Annotated in this window: 27 protein-coding genes; 13 read left to right on the top strand and 14 right to left on the bottom strand. The window is 43.8% G+C overall.

The window, feature by feature from the left end:
- Positions 1–54 precede the first annotated feature (54 nt).
- Positions 55–1,272 carry a FecR family protein gene (locus C5749_RS01890; RefSeq protein ID WP_105722510.1) on the bottom strand — a complete coding sequence of 406 codons (1,218 nt, stop codon included), beginning with the start codon at positions 1,270–1,272 and terminating at the stop codon, positions 55–57.
- A gap of 70 nt (positions 1,273–1,342) precedes the next feature.
- Positions 1,343–1,927, bottom strand: coding sequence for an RNA polymerase sigma factor (locus C5749_RS01885; protein ID WP_105722508.1), 585 nt, complete (start codon positions 1,925–1,927; stop codon positions 1,343–1,345).
- A 140-nt stretch (positions 1,928–2,067) separates the two neighbouring features.
- Here C5749_RS01885 and C5749_RS19880 point away from each other — a divergent pair, with 140 nt between their 5' ends.
- Complete coding sequence (locus C5749_RS19880; protein ID WP_281258033.1) at positions 2,068–2,190, top strand: hypothetical protein; 123 nt, start codon at positions 2,068–2,070, stop codon at positions 2,188–2,190.
- A gap of 9 nt (positions 2,191–2,199) precedes the next feature.
- On the opposite strand, the gene C5749_RS01880 is transcribed toward C5749_RS19880, so the two are convergent.
- Positions 2,200–2,997, bottom strand: coding sequence for a M90 family metallopeptidase (locus C5749_RS01880; protein ID WP_105722506.1), 798 nt, complete (start codon positions 2,995–2,997; stop codon positions 2,200–2,202).
- A gap of 155 nt (positions 2,998–3,152) precedes the next feature.
- Positions 3,153–4,238: a hypothetical protein gene (locus C5749_RS01875; protein WP_146113656.1), complete on the bottom strand. Its 1,086-nt coding sequence runs from the start codon at positions 4,236–4,238 to the stop codon at positions 3,153–3,155.
- A 169-nt stretch (positions 4,239–4,407) separates the two neighbouring features.
- Here C5749_RS01875 and C5749_RS01870 point away from each other — a divergent pair, with 169 nt between their 5' ends.
- From C5749_RS01870 to C5749_RS01860, 3 genes are all read left to right on the top strand, one after another.
- A complete protein-coding gene (locus C5749_RS01870) occupies positions 4,408–6,735 on the top strand; it encodes a TonB-dependent receptor (RefSeq protein WP_181151251.1) in 2,328 nt (775 codons plus the stop codon).
- Positions 6,736–7,017: 282 nt separating this feature from the next.
- Positions 7,018–7,425 (top strand): Rrf2 family transcriptional regulator, encoded by a 408-nt coding sequence (locus tag C5749_RS01865; protein ID WP_105722500.1) that lies wholly within the window; start codon positions 7,018–7,020, stop codon positions 7,423–7,425.
- A gap of 57 nt (positions 7,426–7,482) precedes the next feature.
- Positions 7,483–8,328 (top strand): SDR family oxidoreductase, encoded by an 846-nt coding sequence (locus C5749_RS01860; RefSeq protein WP_105722498.1) that lies wholly within the window; start codon positions 7,483–7,485, stop codon positions 8,326–8,328.
- On the opposite strand, the gene C5749_RS01855 is transcribed toward C5749_RS01860, so the two are convergent.
- Positions 8,325–8,615 carry a HipA domain-containing protein gene (locus C5749_RS01855; protein ID WP_219847875.1) on the bottom strand — a complete coding sequence of 97 codons (291 nt, stop codon included), beginning with the start codon at positions 8,613–8,615 and terminating at the stop codon, positions 8,325–8,327. The genes C5749_RS01860 and C5749_RS01855 overlap by 4 nt on opposite strands.
- 98 nt (positions 8,616–8,713) lie before the next feature.
- Positions 8,714–8,932, bottom strand: a complete 219-nt coding sequence (locus C5749_RS01850; RefSeq protein WP_105722496.1) for a type II toxin-antitoxin system Y4mF family antitoxin — start codon at positions 8,930–8,932, stop codon at positions 8,714–8,716.
- A 472-nt stretch (positions 8,933–9,404) separates the two neighbouring features.
- On the opposite strand from C5749_RS01850, the gene C5749_RS01840 reads away from it, so the two are divergent.
- The 3 genes from C5749_RS01840 (at position 9,405) to C5749_RS01830 (ending at position 12,394) form a co-directional block, all read left to right on the top strand.
- Entirely contained in the window at positions 9,405–10,034 is a 630-nt protein-coding gene (locus C5749_RS01840) for a Crp/Fnr family transcriptional regulator (RefSeq protein ID WP_105722494.1), read from the top strand.
- A gap of 93 nt (positions 10,035–10,127) precedes the next feature.
- A complete protein-coding gene (locus C5749_RS01835; protein ID WP_105722492.1) occupies positions 10,128–10,931 on the top strand; it encodes a sulfite exporter TauE/SafE family protein in 804 nt (267 codons plus the stop codon).
- Positions 10,932–11,014: 83 nt separating this feature from the next.
- The gene (locus tag C5749_RS01830; RefSeq protein WP_105722490.1) at positions 11,015–12,394 is read left to right on the top strand and encodes an MBL fold metallo-hydrolase; all 1,380 of its coding nucleotides are present in this window, start codon (positions 11,015–11,017) and stop codon (positions 12,392–12,394) included.
- A 94-nt stretch (positions 12,395–12,488) separates the two neighbouring features.
- Here C5749_RS01830 and C5749_RS01825 read toward each other — a convergent pair whose 3' ends face one another.
- The gene (locus tag C5749_RS01825; RefSeq protein ID WP_181151250.1) at positions 12,489–12,962 is read right to left on the bottom strand and encodes a hypothetical protein; all 474 of its coding nucleotides are present in this window, start codon (positions 12,960–12,962) and stop codon (positions 12,489–12,491) included.
- Here C5749_RS01825 and C5749_RS19790 point away from each other — a divergent pair.
- Complete coding sequence (locus tag C5749_RS19790; RefSeq protein ID WP_245893583.1) at positions 12,952–13,347, top strand: hypothetical protein; 396 nt, start codon at positions 12,952–12,954, stop codon at positions 13,345–13,347. The two genes, C5749_RS01825 and C5749_RS19790, sit on opposite strands and share 11 nt — an antisense overlap.
- 117 nt (positions 13,348–13,464) lie before the next feature.
- Positions 13,465–14,676 carry an ATP-binding protein gene (locus C5749_RS01815; RefSeq protein WP_105722487.1) on the top strand — a complete coding sequence of 404 codons (1,212 nt, stop codon included), beginning with the start codon at positions 13,465–13,467 and terminating at the stop codon, positions 14,674–14,676.
- Between the two features lie 227 nt (positions 14,677–14,903).
- On the opposite strand, the gene C5749_RS01810 is transcribed toward C5749_RS01815, so the two are convergent.
- The 3 genes from C5749_RS01810 to C5749_RS01800 are packed head-to-tail and all read right to left on the bottom strand — an operon-like array spanning position 14,904 to position 16,133.
- The gene (locus C5749_RS01810; RefSeq protein ID WP_105722485.1) at positions 14,904–15,098 is read right to left on the bottom strand and encodes a hypothetical protein; all 195 of its coding nucleotides are present in this window, start codon (positions 15,096–15,098) and stop codon (positions 14,904–14,906) included.
- The gene (locus C5749_RS01805) at positions 15,095–15,508 is read right to left on the bottom strand and encodes a DUF5675 family protein (RefSeq protein ID WP_105722483.1); all 414 of its coding nucleotides are present in this window, start codon (positions 15,506–15,508) and stop codon (positions 15,095–15,097) included. The genes C5749_RS01810 and C5749_RS01805 overlap by 4 nt, the downstream gene beginning before the upstream one ends.
- Before the next feature lies 1 nt (position 15,509).
- Positions 15,510–16,133 carry a fibronectin type III domain-containing protein gene (locus tag C5749_RS01800; protein ID WP_105722481.1) on the bottom strand — a complete coding sequence of 208 codons (624 nt, stop codon included), beginning with the start codon at positions 16,131–16,133 and terminating at the stop codon, positions 15,510–15,512.
- A gap of 105 nt (positions 16,134–16,238) precedes the next feature.
- Between C5749_RS01800 and C5749_RS19470 the strand changes: the two genes are divergently transcribed.
- Complete coding sequence (locus C5749_RS19470) at positions 16,239–16,418, top strand: hypothetical protein (RefSeq protein ID WP_146113654.1); 180 nt, start codon at positions 16,239–16,241, stop codon at positions 16,416–16,418.
- 185 nt (positions 16,419–16,603) lie between these two features.
- On the opposite strand, the gene C5749_RS01795 is transcribed toward C5749_RS19470, so the two are convergent.
- Positions 16,604–16,906: a hypothetical protein gene (locus tag C5749_RS01795; protein WP_105722479.1), complete on the bottom strand. Its 303-nt coding sequence runs from the start codon at positions 16,904–16,906 to the stop codon at positions 16,604–16,606.
- Positions 16,907–17,008: 102 nt separating this feature from the next.
- Entirely contained in the window at positions 17,009–17,962 is a 954-nt protein-coding gene (locus C5749_RS01790) for a hypothetical protein (protein ID WP_146113652.1), read from the bottom strand.
- 325 nt (positions 17,963–18,287) lie between these two features.
- Between C5749_RS01790 and C5749_RS01785 the strand changes: the two genes are divergently transcribed.
- A complete protein-coding gene (locus C5749_RS01785; protein ID WP_146113651.1) occupies positions 18,288–18,644 on the top strand; it encodes a hypothetical protein in 357 nt (118 codons plus the stop codon).
- 118 nt (positions 18,645–18,762) lie between these two features.
- Positions 18,763–19,755: an AraC family transcriptional regulator gene (locus tag C5749_RS01780; RefSeq protein WP_105722473.1), complete on the top strand. Its 993-nt coding sequence runs from the start codon at positions 18,763–18,765 to the stop codon at positions 19,753–19,755.
- Positions 19,756–19,789: 34 nt separating this feature from the next.
- On the opposite strand, the gene C5749_RS01775 is transcribed toward C5749_RS01780, so the two are convergent.
- Positions 19,790–20,278 (bottom strand): hypothetical protein, encoded by a 489-nt coding sequence (locus tag C5749_RS01775; protein ID WP_146113650.1) that lies wholly within the window; start codon positions 20,276–20,278, stop codon positions 19,790–19,792.
- A 536-nt stretch (positions 20,279–20,814) separates the two neighbouring features.
- Here C5749_RS01775 and C5749_RS01770 point away from each other — a divergent pair.
- Complete coding sequence (locus tag C5749_RS01770) at positions 20,815–21,225, top strand: hypothetical protein (RefSeq protein ID WP_146113649.1); 411 nt, start codon at positions 20,815–20,817, stop codon at positions 21,223–21,225.
- Positions 21,226–21,289: 64 nt separating this feature from the next.
- Here C5749_RS01770 and C5749_RS01765 read toward each other — a convergent pair whose 3' ends face one another.
- A complete protein-coding gene (locus C5749_RS01765) occupies positions 21,290–22,651 on the bottom strand; it encodes a RagB/SusD family nutrient uptake outer membrane protein (protein WP_105722467.1) in 1,362 nt (453 codons plus the stop codon).
- Between the last annotated feature and the right edge of the window lie 10 nt (positions 22,652–22,661).

The raw sequence follows: 22,661 nt of genomic DNA, 5'->3' as shown, positions 1-22,661 counted from the left end.
CTACTTTCAGGAGCGTTGCAACCGCTCCTGATTTTTTTAGCTATAGTTGGTTTATCACTCGTCTAACACATACACCCTCCTTCCCTCTCTTTTAAACCGGACTTCACCAGTCATAGCTATAAGTTCCAACATTTTATCAATATTTTCATACCGGGAGATACGCCCGGAAAAGCGAATATGTTGTGAGGACAGTTTATAGATTACCTCGATATCGTACCATCTAGCGATGTCTTCCATTACCTGATGAACATCCGTATTAGAGAAAGCGAAATTGCCGTTTTTCCAGGAAGTAAAATACAACGGATCCACTTTCGCGTATGTATAACGTTCCTTCTCCCTATCAAATCGCACCTGATCGTTAGCTTCCAAAATCTTATCCGCGGCATCCGTACCCGAGAACGATAGTTTCACTTTTCCTTCAACCAGTGTTGTCACGAGATCGTTAGTATACGTATTCAGATTAAATACGGTTCCCAGCACTTCCAAACGCTGTTTCCCGGTTTCTACGATAAACGGAATACGCTTACCATGGCGTTCCGCCTTACTAACTTCAAAATACGCTTCCCCCTCCATCTGTACTACCCGTTCCTTGTCGTCAAAAACTACTGGATAACGGAGGGTAGTGACCGCGTTCAGCCACACCTTTGTTCCGTCGGGCAATAGGAGCGCATACTCACCTCCTTTGGGTGTTACGATTCTGTTATAGACCAATCGGCCAGCCGTTTGGTAATCCTTGTCCGCCTGGTAAGAAATGATGCCGTCGCGACTCTTATGTATGCAGAAGCCCTCCATTTGCAGCGTTGTATCTCCCGGTAATGCTTCAAGGTCGATACTTTTCCCATTGTTCAATACAATCATCGCACGCTCTTTCCCCGGCAACACCTCTTCTACCTCGTTCTGCTGCTCGGCGACTAGCAGCGCTTCTTTTTTCGGATCATGGTATACCCAAAATGCGATAGCTATCGTCAATAGGAACATGGCAACTGCCCCAGCATACCTCCAGAGCCGTCTATAGCGATTGCTATGTCTAACTGCGTGTATTGTACGATCCGCTATGACACGCTCATCGTGCATAACCTTATCAAATAATTTTTCTTGATCTGCCGTATTGGCGCTGGGTTTCGCGGGTACACTTATAGACCATACCTCCTCCCATGCAGCGAGAAACTCTGCATCATCCATCATCTTCTGGATAAGCTGCATATCCTTATCGGAGGCGGTACCGTTATAAAAACGCCGGATAATGGATTGATATTTCTCTTTTTGTGACATGTTTTTCTGTTGCTCTTACCATATAAATCGCATAAGCAAGAAAGATGTACCAACGAGAAGCAAATTTTTTTTAATAGAAAAGAATAAAGAAGCAAATCATCCCGATTATTTTCTCCAGTCGAAAACGGACAAATCTACAGGCCATGTTTAAATGGTTCCTAACCGTATTTTTGGATAAACCTATATGCTTCGCGATCTCTGCAGAACTTAACTGTTCGAGTTTATTCATCCGGTAAACCAGCTGCTGTTGGGGAGGCAACTGACGGATCGTTTCCTGAAGAATACGGTGCAGGTCATTATAAAGTACTTCCTGTTCGAGGTTCGTATGCTCTTCCTTCCACACATGCTGTAGCTCTTGGCGGTAGTTTTGCTGTACAATATATTTACGGAAGAGCGTAACTGCCATTCTTTTGGCGACGACCTGCAAGAATGGGTAAATTCCCTCTGGCCCTTCAATCGTGCTCCTCTTAAGATAAAGCTGTACAAAGGCTTCCTGCGTCACCTCTTCGGCTTCACACTGGTCTTTGCAGAATTGCCTTACCTTAGCATGAAGTAGCGGTTGGTATTGGTCGAAGATTTGCCGAAAAGCAAGTTCATCCCCAGATTTAAACTGCGAAAAAACCTCTAAATCACAAGACATCCTAAATAAAACCATCTAAAATAGCATAGGTTTGTTTTATGGCCAAATAGACAAAATAATTGTTACGCGCATTTAAAATTAAGATTAATTTCTTATAAAATTTGGCCTGATCAAATAAAAATTTATGCTAGCATCCTACCTGTATATCAAAAACGATGAACACACAAGTAGAACATTTTTTTGACCGTACAAAGAAATGGAAAGAAGAATTTGATCTATCGCGGACTATTGTTCGAGAAAACGAAACAAGACCTTACATGAGGCATTCTATTCGTTAACACAACATTTCAGGATTCTTGAGATCCACCATAGATATCGTCCAACATACGGTATAACTTTGGGTGGTCCTCTTTCAGCAGGCTGGGTTTTTTGAAGAAATACTCGGATACAACCGCAAAAAACTCTGCTTCATTAGTACCTGCATATTCCCGGATATCTGATTCGCCCGTTCTGATTTCGCGAATGGTTTTATGCATCTCTTTGATCCAAGGTTCGATCAACGACTTCGGGATAAGATACTCCGGAATACCATCCACCTCGCCATCGGCCTTGTCGATGAGGTGTACAAACTCATGGATGGCGGTATTGGATGCAGACATGTTCAAAAAACCATTTCGCAATGCCTGTTGTGATAGGATCATCTTACTGCTGAGGGCACCCGAGCCAACCATCCCAGCGACATTTCTCCCTTCGCTCGCTGTATTAAAACGCTCATCAAAATAATCCGGGTATACCAGTACTTCGGTGAGGTTTCGGTACACCCATAATTTGAAATGAAAAAGCGGAATGGTCGCACTCGCCGCAATAAGTACTTTGTCCTCATCGGTAACCACAGCACCTTTTTCTGCCGATATTTTGGTATGCTCCAAAAAGTAACGTACTCTTTTCAGGAAAGTCTGCTGTTCATCAGTAGGCAGATGACGATAAAACCGAACTTGCTTCTCGAGGATCTGTCCCATCAGCTCGTCCGTGAAGGCAACAGGTACTGCGATTTTCTTCGTACCACCATACCTAAAGATAAAAACAATAAGCACAATGGCAAAAAGCACGAGGCCAGCGACAATGAAATAGGACGAGTCATTCATGGAGTTTGTTATTTTTTTTACAAAGTACGAAATATGAACAGAAAAAAGTACATGCGTTTTCATTGCACGCTTTCCGCCTCCAGTTCAAAAGTGGAACCGATACAACCGCAAAAAAAATCCCGAGGCAAGCCTCGGGTGTTTCAGTAAAAAAATGTTTAACTCATCCCCAAGGTCAGGGTCGTCACGAAGACTAATCCCGTCGAGCTTATGGCCTCCACATATACTTTGTAAGAACCTGCTGTTAAGCTTTCCGACGGTTTAACCCGGACTTTCCCGGAAGATTCTTCCACCTCGAAGATGTCGCTGGAATTCGCAAAGGGGGCCCCATCCTTCTCGACCGCCTTCAAACGGAACGTTGATTTATATTTCTCTGGATAAAACACGGGAGCAGCTGATAGATACCCGTTGCTTAACCCAATGTGCACGGTGCTATAATCGATAGTGATATCCAGATCCGGATAATACTGTCCAAAAAGATATTTAATCTCCGGTATAAACATCATACGAAAAGGCGTACTTGCCACCAAAAAACCATCTTTAACTAAGGAAGGCTGGCTATTGATAACCGTCTCTTCCTCTCCTTTACCTTCGGAGATGCTTGGACTAAATACTATTTTTCCCTCACGAATCTCTACAAATTCTGTAGCCGGCAAATACCAATCTGCATCCTTTTTTACGTCCTCCGCAGCCGACAAGGAAAACGAACTTTCCATATCACCGTGCAAACCATAGGCAAATGCCGTTCCAGCGTCTTGTTCCGTCTCCTCAATAGTAACAGCAGCCTGATCGATTGTAACATGTAAATAGCCTAACCCTACATCCTGCTTCGGGTTTGTGGATAGGTTGACCGTCCAGATATACTGTGATGGCAATACCTCACCAGATGTTATAGAGGAAGTACCTGTAGGATATAATAACCGACTGTCTACAAAGATAGCTCTCTGCTCTGTGTCGTAATGTGCCGCTTTTACCAATTTCTGCCGCAAAGTACTCCCATCGGCAAAGACGTAGTCCTTCGTTTCGTCAGCGGAAAACTCGACCTGAATATTGTTGTCATGACCATACCCTTCCGGAAGCGGAATACGTAGCTGCTCGCCATAGGTCATTGAGCTGTTCTCCGGAAACGAAACTGTTTCAGGCTTACGCGGATCAAAATTGTCTTTTTGGCAGGCCGTCAATAAGACAAAGCACAAGGACAATCCAATCCATGCTTTTCTACTGTAGTTGTTCAAATTCATCATTCTCTAATAACTTTGCGGCAAAGTAAAGGCATTTTTTTATAAAAAGCAATATTGTTGCTTTTATAATTTATACCTACTTTTGCCCGTCATGAATAGCGGTAATACATCCAACTCGATCAAAAAAAGCCTAACCGGTCTAATCTCTTTCTTGTTTTTATCTATAAACTGTATGGCACAAGTGGATACGGTATTCCGCATCGACTCCATAGTGGTAGAAGCCCCGGTCAATACATCATGGAATCGAGCCGTACTCAACAAGAACGACCTGACCCAGCGAAACGTTACCTCCTTCGGTGAACTACTCAGTGGCACCACCGGGGTCCAAAATAGCTATCATGGCCCACATGCCGGAGCCCCTATGATCCGCAGTATGTCGGGCAACCGGGTAAAGATTCTCCGAAACAACAACAGCATCTCCGATCTCTCGGGCATCAGCCCCAATTTCGCCATCAGTTTTGACCCAGACAACATCGCCGACATACACATCTATAAATCGCAGTCTAGTGTGCTTTATGGTGGGCGAGCTATCGGCGGCGCGATCAATATTATGGATAATAGCATACCCAAAGATTTACCGGCGAAACCGATCACCGGATCCGTCAAGACAGCATGGCAGAGCAATGCGGGCCACCATTTGGCTTTCGATATGGACAGCAAAACAGGAAAGCACTCCCTATGGCATATCGATGGGATGTGGCGCCGAAATGGGGATATCCAGATACCAGGCCACCCAAAAATAGACTGGGCGTATAGCCATACCATCGACGACCTGCAAGCATCGATGGCTCAAGTCTTTATTGACAAAGAGACTCGACAAAATATCACCCTCTACCCCTACCTCAGCCAATACACCCTTGATAACATTGACAATCCCAACCTAGGCCTATCCGAAAGTGAACTCTATACTTTTAAACCCCACTCGGTTATCGGCGGGTACGAAGTTCCAAATCTAGCCAATCCACGTTATATCCCCGATCAAGATCCCAGCACCCCATTGTTCACGACCATTGTCCACGGGGTACACGACTATGCCCCCGTACGCGAAGGCTATATCCCCAACAGCCATGCCGATCATAAATCCATCAGCATCGGCTATGCATGGCAAACCTCCCGTGTCCAGTTAGGCGTTGGCTATCGCGGCAACGAGGGATATTTCGGGATTCCGGGATTTGCACAAATTAGACAACCCAGCCATTCGCACAACCATGGGCATGGCCATCAGCATAGCGCGCAGGATTACGGCTATTCGCCCATCAACACGAGAGCACGCTCCAACAATGTCATTAGCGAAGCCTCGTTGGAGGTAGGCTTGCCTTGGTTGTACAGCATCAAAAACAGTTATAGCCTACAGTTTTCGGACGATAGGGAGCTTCTTGGAATCTATCAAATGAACAAGTTCAACAGTACATTGCACAGCAACCGGCTCGAACTTCACCATACACCCTATTCATTCTGGCAAGGGCTGTCCGGATTGGATCTTTCTTCCCGAAAGATTACCGGTACGGGTAGCATGCGCTATATGCCACACACCCATAGTCGGGAATGGGGAGCTTTTACACAGCAGCAGTTTACCGTCAAAACCTTACGCCTTAACGTTGGGTACCGTTTCGAACAGGCCAATCGGGAAGCGATGCTCGATGTGGATTACAAACGTAGTCGTGGATTAGCGGGCGGCAATCTTTCTCCAAGGAGCTTTAACCTTCAGCAGTTCAACAGCGAACTGGTTTGGGAAATTTTTTCCTTCCTGCAGGTGATGGGGAGCTATCAGCATGCCGAACGTGCGCCTGAGGTGAACGAACTCTATGCCGGCAACAACCATTTTGCCATCATGATCGAAGAAAACGGCGACGACCGACTGCCTACCGAAATCAATGACGGGGTTGAATTTGGTCTGGAGATCATCGGGATAACCGGCTGGAACGTTAAATCCACGTATTATCACAACACCTTTCAGAACTACCTTTACCTAGCACACACCGGCATCTCCCGGTCGGGCGGCTTCCTTGTTAAGGAATGGCGTGCGGCAGACACCCAGATTTCGGGTTGGGAAGTAGCGCTCAAACAACAAACGACCCTCCCTAGCGGAGCCAAGCTATTTAATCAAGGATACTTCGACCTCGTCAAAAACCGGAACACCTCCAACGATCCGTTGCGTCAATGGGCCGAAGGCGATTTCATGCCCAATATGCCGACCAGCCGTTTTGGCCTCTCGACCGAATTCCAGGCAAAAAACTGGTCATTATATGTTGCTGCTGACAGCTATCTAAAGCAAAAACTGTTGGGAAAGAACATCAATCCCGAACCGCCCATGCCGGCATTCACGCTCCTGCACGCGAAAATTGGTCGTCGGTTGCCTTGGGCAAAATATCAGCTAGAAGCGTATGTGCAAGGGAGTAATCTCCTCGATAGCGAGGCCCGCCCACAGCAGTCGATATTAAAGTATCTGTCTCCGCTCCCTGGGCGAAATATCAGTGTGGGCATCCAAATGGGTATTTGATAGCCATCATCTATACCATATTGATCTCTTTCATCAGCTCGTCCGTAAAGGCAGCAGGTATTGGAATTTTCTTCTTGCCTCCATACCTAAAGATGAAAATAACACAAATTGCTTATGGCTTATGTCCTGGATTTCACCTGTATAGGCTATGGCCTAATTTTTCATTCAAAAAAGCAATGACTACACCCGGCGAGCTGACTGCGGCACTCACCGGCAAGTTCAATGCTTGCTTCAAATGTAATAACAATTATTACATTTAAAAATTTATTGTATCTTTGCCTTATGAGTAACACAAGATTTGCCACGGCTATCCATATTTTGACGCTCCTGGCCAAAGCGCCAGGCGAATGGTTGAGTTCCGATTGGATTGCAGGCAGCATCCAGATAAACCCAGCAATTATCCGTAAGGAGCTCGGTGTGTTGCAGGATCGGGGCTGGGTGATCAGCAAAAAAGGTAAGGAAGGTGGATCCATGCTGGGTGTGCCTAGCAGTGAAATAAGCCTAGCTGATGTTTACCGCGCGGTAAAAAGCTCGCACGTGCTGGGGAAAAAAAATCAGAACCCCAATCCCAAATGCCCTGTAGGAAAAGTAGTTAACACCCGGTTAGAGCAGCTCTTTACAGAAACGGACGAATTGCTATATGCGTCTCTATCCCACAGAACACTCGAAAATTTTGTGCAACAGTTTTAATAATTTTTTTCCATATTAATGTAACAATTTTTATTACAATAACTTTAACAATACAATATGAAAATAGGAATTACCGGAGCTACCGGACAACTAGGTCGTTTGGTAGTAGAACAATTAAAACAGCGTCTAGGCGCTGAAAGCCTCGTCGCCTTGGTGCGCTCGCCCGAGAAAGCAGCAGATCTTGGTATTGCTTCAACCGTGTTTGACTACGACAAGCCCGAGACATTAGTCGAAGGGTTAAACGGTATCGAACATCTCCTGCTCATTTCCGGAAACGAGGTAGGCCAACGCAAAGTACAACATCAACGTGTTATCGATGCTGCACGTCAGGCCGGTGTTAAATGGATCGTATATACCAGCTTGCTCCATGCAGCTACATCCACATTGAGTTTAGCAGGAGAGCATGTCGAAACCGAAGCATTACTTCAGGCTTCGGGCATCCCCTACACTATCTTACGAAACGGCTGGTATACCGAAAATTATACAGGCTCAATTCCCGGAGCCTTGCAGGCGGGCGCTTTTGTCGGTAGCGCGGGTGAAGGTAAGATTTCTTCTGCCGCACGCGCCGATTATGCAGAAGCAGCCGCAGTCGTACTGAGCAGCGACGGCCATATCGGCAACGTATACGAATTAGCCGGCGACGAAGCTTATACCCTACAGGACCTTGCAGCCGAAATTAGCAAGCAAACGGGTAAAAACATCCCGTACAACAACCTCCCCGAAGCGGAGTACGCTGATGTGCTCACCTCGCTAGGTCTACCCCAAGGTATCGCAGAAGCAATCGCCAGCTGGGATGTAGGCGCCTCCAAGGGCGATCTATTCGAAGATAAGAAAGTTCTATCTAATTTAATAGGACATCCTACCACACCATTAACCGAATCAGTTAAGGCTGCATTGATTTAATAAGAAATAAGCAAGGCAGGCTTTCGGCACGTTGTGCCGAAAGCTTCGGCAATACGCATAGTGACGTGTTCGTTTTCCGGCATTTCAGGAAAATGATCGGAAGGTGGTTTGAAGATATAATTTCCACCCAAAGCTCCGACCACAGTTAGACGCCCCTTTTCTCCGTCTCGAATCGTATTTTTCACTAACGATAAAGAAAGTTTGGGTTGTACTCCGGGAACAGCTATACTACGCTTCACTACGTTCTTCGCCAATTCAGCCATTTGTTCCAATGAATGTTCGAACACCGGCTGCTGCTTTGTGCCGAAAAAATCCAGACATCGTCAGTCTCCTTAAGGATACCGGCTAAAAGATCTTTATAATATATAGACGCTTTCCTCATCAGTTATTCTTTTGTCGTTGCTAGTTCTCTTGCATTTACAGGAGCCAAAGTATGCCCAAACATTTTAAGTACTTGATTTACTTTCTCGAGATTCAGGTTTTCTTTTCCCTGTTCTATTTTTCGGATTACCGTTAATGCAACACCCGCTCGTTCAGCAAACTCTTCCTGTGTAAGATTTGCCTCTTTTCTTTTTTGCTTTACGAAATCTGCAAGTACTCTCATTATTATATGCTTTTGCAAAGAATTTAAGAAAAAACACTGTATTATATGTAAAAACATATAAAAATATTTACTCACATTAAATTATATGCATTTAGATATAAGAAAAAAGGTATATAAAAAAACTCCCGAGGCTTTTACACCCCGGGAGTTCATAGCAATATTCAATAAACAGATTACTAGCCGCGCCGTCGCCTGCCTTCAAGCAATCGGCTGGTGAGGTAACTCACCGCAGCACCTACCACGGCGATCAAAGCCGTATGCAAAAGGTTAGTCCAACGGTATTAATGTGTAAACATACCAAATTCCCCTTTTTGGTTTAGGTTGGGCATCGGCAAGAGCTTGTCCCGGTCCGATGTTTGTATTGACCGGAGCTGGCTATTTCCCAATTTTAGTCGTAATTTTAGGAGCGCTATTAGGGACTTGGTTCTATGGTCTGATAAGAAAAAAACGACCACATTAAATCAAAATAAATATGGAAGAGTTAATCCGTGAAACCTACCGGGGGATATTCGAAGAAGAGTTGATTGACGAAATCATTTCTGTCGCTAAAATTGTCGAATTTAAAGAAGGCGATGTATTGATAGATATTGGCAAGTACATAAAAACCATGCCTTTGCTGATCAGCGGGGCCATTAAAATTATGCGGGAAGATTTTGACACTGGCGAACTTCTGTTATACTTCATCGAAAAAGGCGACACCTGCTCCATGACACTTACATGCTGTATGGGTGATAAAAAAAGTGAAATTCGTGCCGTGGCAGAAAATGAAGGTTTAGTAGCCATGATTCCGGTTGGTAAAATGGAAGAATGGATGGGTAAATACAAAAGCTGGCGTGCGTTTGTTTTTGAAAGTTACAATAACCGTTTTAATGAAATGCTGGCAGCAATAGACAATATTGCCTTTATGCACATGGACGAACGCCTTTACAAATATCTCCTGGAAAAAAGCAAGATCAACAATTCGCGTATTATCACGAAAACCCATCAGGAGATTGCTTACGAATTGAACAGTTCGAGAGTGGTCATTTCACGATTACTGAAAGCACTGGAAAATGAAGGTAAAATAAAAATGAACCGTAATAACATAGCATTATTGCTATAAAAAGACATCGACACCTTTCTAAGTCTGTAACAATTGTTACCGTCTGTGTTATAGCGTTCGGCTAATTTTGTCGTATCATATAATTAGATAATTATGGCAACCGATCTTATAGGTTATGTATTAGCTGTTTTAGTAGGCGTTTCATTAGGACTTATCGGTAGCGGAGGCTCCATACTTACCGTCCCTATTTTGGTGTATGTAATGGGCGTTAATCCCGTATTAGCCACAGCTTATTCTTTATTTGTGGTAGGGACTACATCTTTCGTAGGTGGTGTTCAGAATGCCCTTCAGAACAAAGTAGATTTTAAAACCGTGTTTATCTTTGGTATTCCATCTATAGTTGCGGTGTATTTAACCCGGGCATATCTGATGCCATTAATTCCTGATGTGCTGTTTTCCCTTGGAGATTTTCAATTTACTAAACCTATTGCTTTAATGGTGCTCTTTGCCATTGTGATGATATTTGCTTCCATATCCATGATACGTCCTTGTCCCGATTGTAAAGATGCAGACGCTAGTGAAATAAAATACAATTATCCAATGATTTTGCTGGAAGGAGTATCAGTAGGTACGCTCACGGGATTAGTCGGTGCAGGTGGTGGATTTTTAATCATTCCAGCATTGGTCTTACTGGCAAAAATGCCGATGAAATTAGCCGTAGGAACGTCGTTGTTTATCATTGCTGCGAAATCGCTTTTAGGGTTTACAGGCGATTTGCAAAGCGGTGAAACCATCGACTGGACTTTGTTGTCTACTTTTACCGGATTATCGGTTGTCGGAATTTTTATCGGAATCTTCCTGTCCAAGAAAATAAAAGGCAACAAACTCAAATCCGCATTCGGTTGGTTTGTGTTGGTTATGGGAATTTATATCCTTATCAAAGAATTATTCTTATAAAAAATAGGCTTGTAACATATGTTACTGTATAGGGTATAATCAGTTTATAATTTTGTAATGTAAGTTTTAAAATCTTAAAAATTATGTTTTTTCAACACGTATATGATAAAAGTTTAGCGCAAGCAAGTTACTTTATAGGTTGTCAGGCTAAAGGTGAAGCCATCGTAATTGATGCTCAAAGAGATATTGATGTGTATTTGGAAATTGCAAAGCAAAACAATATGAAAATCACGCATATTACCGAAACACACATCCACGCGGATTTTCTATGCGGTTCACGCGAATTAGCTGCAGTGACTGGAGCACAAATGTATCTTTCAGACGAAGGTGGAGCGGATTGGCAATATCAATTTCCGCATGTAGGATTGAAGCACGCAGATAAAATTAACGTAGGTAATCTTAGCCTGGAAGTATTGCACACACCAGGTCACACTCCAGAAAGCATCAGCTTTTTATTGACGGATCATCCGGCTACAGACAAACCGGTTATGGTATTCACCGGAGATTTCGTTTTTGTAGGCGATATTGGTCGTCCCGATTTATTGGAAAAAGCGGCAGGACTTATCGGCACACAAGAAAAAGGAGCTAAGCAGATCTACCAATCCATTAAGCGATTTGCCGAATTACCTGAATACGTTCAGGTATGGCCAGCACACGGAGCGGGTTCGGCATGTGGTAAATCTTTGGGAGCAGTGCCAAGTTCTACGGTAGGGTACGAAAAAGTACGCAACTGGGCATTTCAGTACGAAGATGACGAAGCCGGATTTATAAAATACCTGTTAGAGGGTCAGCCGGAACCGCCCAAGTATTTTGCGATGATGAAGCATTTAAATAAGGTCAGTAGAACCTTATTAGTGGAAGTGCCAAAGCATCCAAAATTGTCAAAGAAACAATTTTTAAAGGCATACGATAACGGTTTGAAAGTAATCGATACCCGAGTAAAAACAGATTTCGCTAAAGGTTTTATTCCGGGAAGTATCAATATTCAAGGCAACAACTCGTTTTCCACATGGACAGGTTGGTTACTCAATTATCAGGAACAGTTCGTTTTAGTTGCCGAAGATCATCAAATTGAAGATTTGACCAGAAAATTGATGCGGATAGGTTTGGATAATATCTACGGATATATTTCCAATGTGGAAGACTTAGGGTTGGAATTGGAAACCGAAGACATTATCGATATCGAAGAATTCAAATCTTATATCGGTAATCCAAATGCTCAGATCGTAGATGTGAGAAGTATTTCCGAGTATAACACGTACCATATAGAGGGAGCGGACCATGTTTTTGTAGGCACATTACCTGATAATTTAGATAAGCTCAGTAAAGACAAACAAATCGTGATCCATTGCCAAAGTGGTGACAGAGCGACAATCGCACAATCTTTGTTAGCAAGGTATGGATTCAAAAACGTAAAAAACTATGCTGCCGGAATGAAGGAATGGATAGAAGTAAAAAGCTAAAAAATCAATTTAATTAGTAAAAAAAGCAGTGGTGGGATAAATACCTTGACATCGTAAATAACTATATCGCCTTGCAAGGATTTTTCGTTTGCTTTCAAGAAACAATTTGGGTATGACCCTCTTGTGCCTCCCACTGCGCTAACATTTCCTTAAGAACCCGATATTCCTGCGAATATGCGCCATCAGGAACATCGAATCTATCTTTGAACTCTGTAAAGCTCATCCATGCCTGTTTGCTGCCAGATAGGGCTGCAACAAATAACTGGTTGGCAATTTTCATCTTGCTTTCATCAAAACCAGAACCCGCATTTCTATAAGTTTCAAGAACTTCTTGAATTTCCGCTGCGCTATATCTTCTTATACCGCTGTTAACCGACTTTTTACGGTTAACTTTATTATCCGTAAAATAAATCTTTTCTGTTGTCCAAACCGTTTCTTCAAATTCAAAATTATCCACTATGGGCAGTGGATAAAGCTCCTGTACAAACAGCGTGTCGTTGTGGGACGTTAACCTTATTTTCCCCGCACACCGCAAGTACAAATTCCGAATAAGTGGGATGAGTGTCATCTGTATTTTTATATCCACATACCGCTATCGCTCGATCGTTGGATTATACCAATTGAATTGTTACGCAATCATTTTGGATGTGGTCGACACCGTAAATGTTATCCGTAAAACCCCTGTTTTCGTGGATTGCTCACGCCATCTTTTTTACGGAACTTTAAATTTGTTGATATCGGACCATTTCCAAGTTTGTGAACGATTACCCTTCCGTCAGAATGCTGCATTAGTCTTCCTACTACTTATCGGCGTTTCGTTAACAGCTGAGGCGTTTGACCAGCATATTCCGAAAGGGTATATTTACTTCACGATGGCTTTCTCGGTTCTGGTGGAGTTTCTTAACATCCGGGTAGAGAAAAAAGAACTGCAAAAATTTAAAGAGGGGGAATGAAAGTGCGTACGAAAAATCATGCCGAATAAGATCGAGTATCCATTTACAATGGAAACTTTTATCCACTTGTAATGGAAACTTTTGTACATTTGTAATGGACACCAATACGCAGACACGATGGTTATAGAAGAAACAATAGAACAAGTAATCACGGCTCAACGAGCAAACATGGCACATCGCGGTACAGGGCAACGCAGAAAAGCGCTATCTTCGTTACCCGACTTGACTAACTTTGCACTAATCGTATCCGGCGTAAGACGTTGTGGGAAAAGCACCCTGCTTTATCAGCTTTTGGATGAGCGATATCAAGATGCGCTATATCTAAACTTTGAAGACCCTAGGTTATATGGGTTTGACCTGAAAGATTTTGGACGTCTGGATAAGATCATTACACGCCTAGGAACCCGGGTTTTACTATTTGACGAAATACAAATAATAGACGACTGGGAACGTTACGTACGGCAGAAACTCGACGAATCTTTTCAGATTGTTATTACTGGATCAAATGCCAGTTTGCTGAGTAAAGAACTTGGCACGAAACTCACCGGACGACATATTACAAAAGAGCTCTTTCCGTTTTCTTTTGAAGAGTTTGCTGAATTTACTACTAAAAATCATTCACCAGAGTCTTTGGCAGATTATCTAGAAATAGGCGGCTTTCCAGAATACATCAAACAGGGTATTGAAGATATTCTGCATTATGTTCTAGAAGACATTCTATTACGTGATATCGCCATACGACACAATATACGTGACGTAGACAAACTTCAAAAACTGGCCCTATACCTTATTTCCAATGTGGGGAAGCCGGTTAGTGCCAATAGGCTTAAAAGTATAGTTGATATCGGATCCACCAGCACCGTTACAGAATACTTATCTTATCTTGAGGATAGCTATTTGATACAATTGATTCCTAAGTTTGATTATTCTCTCCGAAAACAGGCTATCAATCCACGGAAGGTCTATGCTATTGATACCGGACTCATCAAGGTAAATTCTTCCTCTTTTACAAGAGATGATGGAAGACTTTTAGAAAACCTTGTCTATACACACCTACGACGGTCATATCAGCAGATCTATTATTTCTCAGAACAACGAGAGTGCGATTTCGTCGTCTTTAACAAGACGGACATCCAAGCAGCTATACAAGTTTGTTACACGCTAAATCAGGACAATCTTGAGAGAGAAATGAACGGGTTACTGGAAGCCATGGAATTTTTCGGGCTCCAGGAAGGCACCATCGTGACATTTTCCCAGACAGACCAATTTGTGAAGAACGACAAGACTATACATGTTATACCAGCACATGTTTATTTAACGACGGGTTAACAACGCTCCGCAAAAAAATTCCCGAGGTTCACACCCCGGGAGTTCTCCACAACATTAAATAAACAATTTACTAGCCGCGCCTTCGTCGCCTGCCTTCGAGCAATCGGCTGGTGAGGTAACTCACCGCAGCACCTACCACGGCTACCAGCGCTGTTTGCAAGAGGTTGCTCCAGTCGAAGCTGTTCCAGACTGAGCAGATGGTACCGCCCAAGGTACCAAACTGCACATTACTCATCATCCGCATTGCTTCCCTCCTTTCCTTCAGCTTTCGGTTTGCGCTCCTCTTCCTGCATCACCTGCTCGATGATGCCCAGACCTACCGCGATGTATTTCAACACGCTCATGGCCTTCGCGGGAAGCTTGATCGGAGCCAGCAGTACCACCTGTACTGCTTGGCTTATTTTGCCGATGAGCTTTTTCATCGCCCCTCCCGGATTAAAAGAAACACTTCATCGCCCTGCTCCCACAAGCTATAGACCAGTGCCTTCAGTTTTTCCAAAGCTCTAGCGCTTTCATCACCGGTGCCTTCACCCGTGAGGGTTGTGACAGGTGCGATGCAACCCAGCAACTGCTTCATGGCATTGTTGGCCGCGTGGATCAGGATCGCTTCTCGTCCGAGAACGGCGGGTATGCCGATCTGTTCGCCATGCTTGGTATACTTCCGCTTTTCCAGCTTGTAGCACCCTTCCGGGATGCAGCTTAAACGCTGTAAGTTGTTACGCCAAGGAAGCTCGATCGTATGGCATATTTTCTCGCCGTCGAAGTAAATCGTTCCGTTGGTTCCCTGTTCTCCGTAAGTCCGTCGGAGAACCAAGGTGCTCTTCAATGCCATATTATCTAACTATCATTGTTGCGTGATCACTCCAGTCCCCGGTTCCTTGCGTATTTAGCGCACGTACCCGAACTTCATAGCGTTCAGCTGCCATCAGCGGTGCAATAATATTGGCTCGCGATGAGCTCGTGGCGAACCGCTCACTCCACTCATTTTCGCCCTGCAGGCGGTATTGATACTCGTATAGCAATACGTTCCGCTGTTTATCAAAATCCAGCCTCATCTGCCCGGATTGTCTACCGTCACCGAGTTTCACACCTTCCACTTTCAACGGCACCTGTACCGAGCCGCCGGCTCCATTGGTCGGAAAACCCGAGCTCAGCAGTGTCGATAAGTGCCCCTCGGTCACGCTGTTCACGTAATATGCCAGTTGCCTTAATGCGGCCTCCAACGGCAGTCGGCTTTCGTTCTTGAGGGCCGTTTCCTCCGGTGAGCCGCGACGCCTGGCAGCCGACAGCTTCGCCGAGAAATCATCCAACAGTTCCTGTACCGTCGCCAGTTCAGGCGTCGGTTGTTCGAAATGTACATTGTCTGTCATGGCACCGATGATCGTTGCAGCGGTTACCATGAGCTCATCGTCTTTCATTCGTGTAAAGCCGATAAGCGCTTTAAATTTTATAGCCATTTTTTTGCTTTTTATGTTCTCCTCGCGAGATCGAACAGTACAAACGTAAAAAGCAACCTAGCCCCGAATGAACTTTTGATAGGATTTGATAGAAATTGATAAGATTTGATAAAAATTAACCGAAAAGAAACGCATTTTGTACATATACATCGTGTTTACCGCAATGTAGTTGACGGCTATGTCACGGCACAAAACACACCACGCAAGGCACATCGTCGAGAAATCCGGCAACAAATGCGTCCACTTACGGGACATCGCGCACCACTATCTATGGTTGATCAATAAGTCATCCAACAAAATTCACATGTAGCGTGCAGGCATCGTTAACGCACAGTACATAACGCGCATGTCCAGTGACAAAAGCATTAACACGTGTGATATAACGGCTATGTCGTGGTACAAAACCTTTACGTCCCGTGCGTGCATCCACGTGTAGATGTACATAGCGACGCCGATCGCTCCAACAGGCGTTATATCTTTCCCTTTCTTCTGCTCTCATCAATCGCCTTAAGGATGTCTTCCTCAAAATACATATCCGAACCGCCTAAGCGCATCGGGTTTAACAACTTCTTTTTCAGATTACGGTTGTAGGTCGGTTCGGTCATATTCATCTTCTCCAGTACCTGTTCTTTTGTCCAGATGTGACGATCCTGCAACGGCACGCGCTGTTGCCGCTTGATATCGACAAGTTCGCGAAACAATTTGACAAGTTCGCTCAGGAGGTTCTTGATTGCAGTTAGTAGTTCGATTACATGATTCAGTCCGCTTTGCATAATTGGAAATATTAAAGAACAACAGCCGAACAGCCGTCCTACAGGTCAACACATGACCAGCCCACTCCCGTTGAATAGGTTTACAAATAAGGATGAAAAAAATCAATGCAATGGAATAAAGTCATCCCAACCTTCGTAATCCATTCCGTCATTACCGACCAAAAAATCCTCTACCAGCGTATTTTTCATTCCCGGACCAATTGTAGATATCTCCTCAATTTCGGCAGCACTCAAGTTCTTCAACAGATTATCGTACACCTCCTGATGCAGTTTCAACGTTTTACTGCGCGTATCTATAGTATACAGTACCAGCAACATATTGATGCTGTAGTTCCGTGATATCTTCAAGATCCATCGGTCCAGGCCCCGTTCCTTGAGTTCCTGCATAATCTTATCGGCAAACACTTTCTCGCCGTTGGTGAGGAACACAAACCGACCTTCCCGTTTACCGTAAATCGCGAAAATATCCAGAAAACGTACTTGCCCGTTTTTCCTGACAGGTCCCATCTCCGTATGCTTCTTTATATCATAAAACGGCATATATACATAAAGATCTCCCTGCTCACCGTCCGGTTCTTCCGCTGTTTTGGCCTTTTCCTTTGCCCTAAAAAAGTTCGTTGCCAATATATAACCGGGGTAATACCATAAAAATAGACTATACCCCCCTATAAAGAGGAATAATATAGGAACATAGGTTACAATATGAAAAAATATATGACCCGCGGGATCATCGGTGGCAGCGGCGGCCAGATAAATGATAAGTATATAAGTGGCCAGCACCGGCAGCACCACACGTATCAAATAGATTGGCCATAGGCGTTTTGATATTAAAATTATCTTTTGATTGTCTTTCGTCCATCCATATCTATTGTCCTTTATCCAGAGATGCTGTGTACCTATCCATACCGCAAATGCGCAAAACAGCATCGTGGTACCGAGTGTCAACGGTAAGAAATTTCCACTGCTCACCCTGTCCAGCACGCCGGGATGCAACAATCTTAAATTAAAAAGGGCTGCCGCTACGAATGCAAAAAGAAAAACAATAAAAGACTTCAAATTCTTATATTTTGGTTACTACGGTACGTCCGCACACGTCATTCTTCGGTTCAACTACTAAAGTAATAAATTTCTTTAAAAGCACAAATAAAAATCCCCCTATAACCAAATAATTAGCCCTTGGTCTATCGTCATCGTTAATCTCCCCAAAGACAAAAACAACTAGCTGGGGATTTTTTCTTTCCTCCCATATCCAAAAAACGGCATCTGGGCGATTTTTCCGTGCAACCGGCTTGCTTCAAATTATTAGAAGCTCTTATTTGGCTGCAAAATTTTAAACAAAAAAAACATGAAACAGCTTTTTGACAATGCAGGCGTCGCCCATGTGCAGACGTCTACGATCGAGCTTCCGGCGGCTGAATTGGCTACAGAGGTGGCCTACATCCGTAGCGATTTTAAAGGATGGATGAGAGACAAATTTGACTTGCATCCCAATCAGGAACACCAACTGGAGATCATGCCGGATGATTTTGCCCAACGGCTTGCAAATGCGATTGCTGATCACTATGAGCAGCGTGTGGCCGTGCAGTTTTACAAAGAGACGCGCGCGGAGGATGACAACAAAGATCTCAAAGACCTAATTTTAAATGGGATGGATCAAGTTACGTACACTCTTGGTTCAGAACCCAGTGTAGCGGTTCCCGAGCTTGCCATTTGGATACGCTACAAGAGAACCATCTAACTCATTTGCCAATTTCCCTTGGAAACTAGTCGAACAGGGTTTCCAGGGGAATCCAAAAATCCTCTACCTTTACCACTTAAACCAAGTATTATAAAACTATTAAAAACAACCTAACATCATGAAAAAGAGCATGCATCTGGGCTTGCATGAATACTTCGAGCAAGTGAGCTTCCTTAGCGATCTAGATGAAATCAAACGTAGTACGCCTATGCGAAACGCCGAAGAAACCTACTGGAAGAATCAACAAGAAGAAGCTGTATTACAAGAATTTGACGGACACCAGGGGTACCTTTACTTTATCGATATACTATTGGAAGATGAGCGGCACATTCCATTTGAAATAGATCATGCCGATCTGCATATCCTGTATGTGCTTTCGGATAGCGGTCCCATCAAGCTTTACAATCAAGATACCCACTTATTATCCAAAGTAGCCAACCATCGCGCCCAATACCTGTACTTACCTCCCGAAGATTACCATATTGCACTGCCTCCTGGCAAGTCGACCATTTTTGGCTTCTACTTCCGCGCCTCGATTTTCCGTGACGGCAACGATACCAAGTATACGTTTCTGCACCCTCTACTGGATGCTTACCGCAGCCAGTCGCCTTTGCCGAAATGCAGCATCGATTTCCGCGTAGGCCCAATCACCCAGCTCTATATCGAGACCCTGTGCCGAAATCTAGTGGCCAAGCAATTGCACAACGAAAGTTTTATCTTGGAAAGATTGATCCAATTGATCGAACTTTCCAGGCAAAAGATACATGAAGAATATGATCATAAAGATATGTATAAAAATCTGATTTATAAATACATAAGTCTAATAAAAGCATATGTAGATATGTATGGTCAGAATTTTAGCCTACAGGAAGTTGCAGAAAAAATGGGGTTTTCCGAATCGCACATGAGCCACATCCTCAAACGGCAGACCGGTATCCCGGCCAAGCAATATAAGGATCGCTTTGTGCTCGAACGCTGCCGTAAAGAACTGCTTGCCTACGGGCAGGTGGGCGATGCTGCCGAACGTTGTGGGTTCTCCAGTGCGGCTGCCTTTAGCAAGTTCTTTAAAAAGCATACAGGTGAAACGCCGGGTGCATTCCGAAACAGATAAAACAGCCCGAAGCCAGCTGTAAAAGCAGGCCTATTTAGTGCTGCGGTATATTTCGGTTCTTGATGCGTTCTTTCCGGCGGTTATATAGAAAGAGAAAAAGATAGTGGAGGTAATCAAGCGGATCGATCAGGATCTTGACTACTGCATCGCGTTTGCTATCGTTACCATAGCCCGGCAGCGAATAATCAAACAATCGCAAGGAAACGACGACGCCTATATCGGTACGTAGCCAGCGCCATACGTTCTTTCGGTCTTGCCCCCTGCTGTAATCTTCTGGAGACTGTGGTGCATAGGGATTAGCGGCCAGGTTCTTGAGTATCTGCACGGGTATCTTAAATTGTGCCGTGGTATGGAAAGCTTCGCAGCGCCTGCAGTAATACACGCGTCTTTCCTTTCGTTGGTCGTTATCCGGGAAAATACGATTGACCGCTACAATCTGTTGTGCACGCCCCAAGAGCAGAGGACGCTTGCCGCATGGCAACTGCTGGGTCTCCTCCTCACTGAGTTCGGCTTTGCACACCATGCGCTTGGCTACTACCTCGCGTGCAGCATGCAACCTTCTGTGTCCGGCGAGCAATCGAAGAACGACGGTATGTTCGCGTACGGCAAGAATCAACCCGAGTTGTGGCTCTCTCGGAAACATCATCCATACCCAATCTTTTTGCTTAATTGACATACTACATCATGATCTTTATATCAACAATAGTTATAGCTGTACTAAGTTAACAAATTTATAGATAGATATATCGGCTGTCAAAAATGGACAACACCGTATCGCAAACATAGACAAACGTTGCCTCTGAAGTTGCCCTACTTTTGTATCAGACACTGGTTCTTAAACGCCAGTGCTTGATACAGAAGAAATGAAAACACGTATAAGACATATAACCCCAGTTTTACATCTTGGTCCTGCAGTATGGCGGTGGCGTAAGTACGCGCCGTTTCCCCGCGGGGTGTGCTGATCAATGCCCCAGGCACTTGCAGGTGTCTATTCTTAGCGGTACGGGCATGCCCTCTAACAAATTATACAACCAAATTCAAAATTTTAAGTTATTTGCTATGAAAGCATTAAAAATAAAATATCTAAAAGGTGCATTTACGGTATTTGCACTATGTTTAATCGGAACAGTATCTGCTGCTCCTAATGGAAATGGAGAGGAGAAGGATGACGCGAAAAACACAACGCCAGTTGAAACTAAAAAAGCAGACTCTTATTATTTCAAGTTCAACGGCTCTCCCGGTCAGGAAACAGATGAGACTTTGTGGGAACAGACTGACAATCCAGGCGCCGAAGCGTGTAGCGGAGCTAATGATGGCTGTCTAATCGAAGTTGACGGAGATTTTACTACTACGAATAGCAGTAACGAACGAATTCTGACGCAACCTGTGCCAGTAGTCAATGCTTCGGGGCATCTCAATCCTGACACCAGTAGCAGTATGATCCTCTCTGCATCGAATAGAAATCCATAAATTATCGGATTAATCTTTTCAAATTCTCCAATCCAGAAAAGGCATTATCTGGATTGGAGAAAATTTAAGCAGGATTCTGTGGAATACCTGCAATGTCTACAATATCTGCGGGAAGCGGTAAAGCATAACGGTTATCATTTGGCATAAGTTTATATTCTGTGCCATCAACGAATCTAGTAATAATAATCTCTGCGCCTTCTTTGTTCAATCTCTTGATATCTATCCAACGCAGCCCCCTGAATAATAATTCTTTTCTCCGCTCTTTTAATATAATCTCTAATGCTTCATCCTTGTTTTGCGGCGTTGGTTCCCTATAAGGCTTCGTATTAATTCTCCTTTTATCCAGTAGCACATTGAGGTCCTTCATAGCGGTTTCTATATCATTAGACCTCGCTTTACATTCCGCACGCACCAAGTACATCTCACTTGTGGTGATCCCCGTAAACATCCAGTGCGAAAACAACCCATTCATGTAATTACCCCTAAACGTGTGATATGTGTCTACCGAATTAAAAAACAACTTCTTCCGTAGATCGTCATTGTCGTAATAGCTATAGAGAACGGTATCAACATATGCATAATTTGGCTGCGTGTTCACAACAAAGAATGTTGAAACGCTAGAATGAAATATTACTTCCGGGTTAAAGCTTACAAATGGTCGTATCAAGGTAGGGTCAATTTCATTATAGTCCATCAAGTCACTTTTTATTTCCAAACACTTGTCTGCATAATCCAACGCCATAGCGTATTCGCGCATAGAAAGATAAGTTCGTGCAAGTAAACCTAAAGCCGCTACCTTAGATGGTCTCATCACATGACGGGGACGCTGCGGCAATAAATCTACCGCTTCCTCCAGATCACGTATCACTTGACCATAACTCTCCGCTACACTAGCCCGAATAGATTTTTCATTAAAATCAGCATTTAGACGCAGTACAATTCCCAAGTCTTCCGTTGCTGTTTCTTCATCATAAGCCTTGGCGTGTATCCACAAAAGATTTAAAAAAGTATAAGCGCGGTAAAACAATGCCGATCCTTTTACATTGTCCCAGGCGGTTGCATTTTGTGGTGTTCGGTCGATTTTGACAAGTTGATCCAGACAGATGTTCGCAATATTGGCTGTATTATAAGATCTCGCCCAGTCATTATTAAAAACATAAGGGCTTTGCTCCCAGACATAAGCTTCTTGTCCAATTATTCCAACACGGGCAAAGTTTTCGGCTGCCAAAAAGTAATCATCAGCCGATGCCTCTCCATAGACGGGGCTCAGCTCATTCATATTTTCAGACCTATCCAACAAGGCCTGTAAATCGTTCAACGTCTCTGGAATAGCCACACGGCTATTCGGTTTTTCATCAAGAAATGTCTGGCATCCCGTGCTTCCCATACACAGCAAGATGATATGTATATATAAAATATTTTTCATTTTCGTGTTC

The organism is Sphingobacterium gobiense (assembly GCF_002980575.1).
GTDB lineage: Bacteria > Bacteroidota > Bacteroidia > Sphingobacteriales > Sphingobacteriaceae > Sphingobacterium > Sphingobacterium gobiense.
Note: the sequence above shows the minus strand (reverse complement) of the source record. Positions and strands in the feature narration are given on the sequence as shown.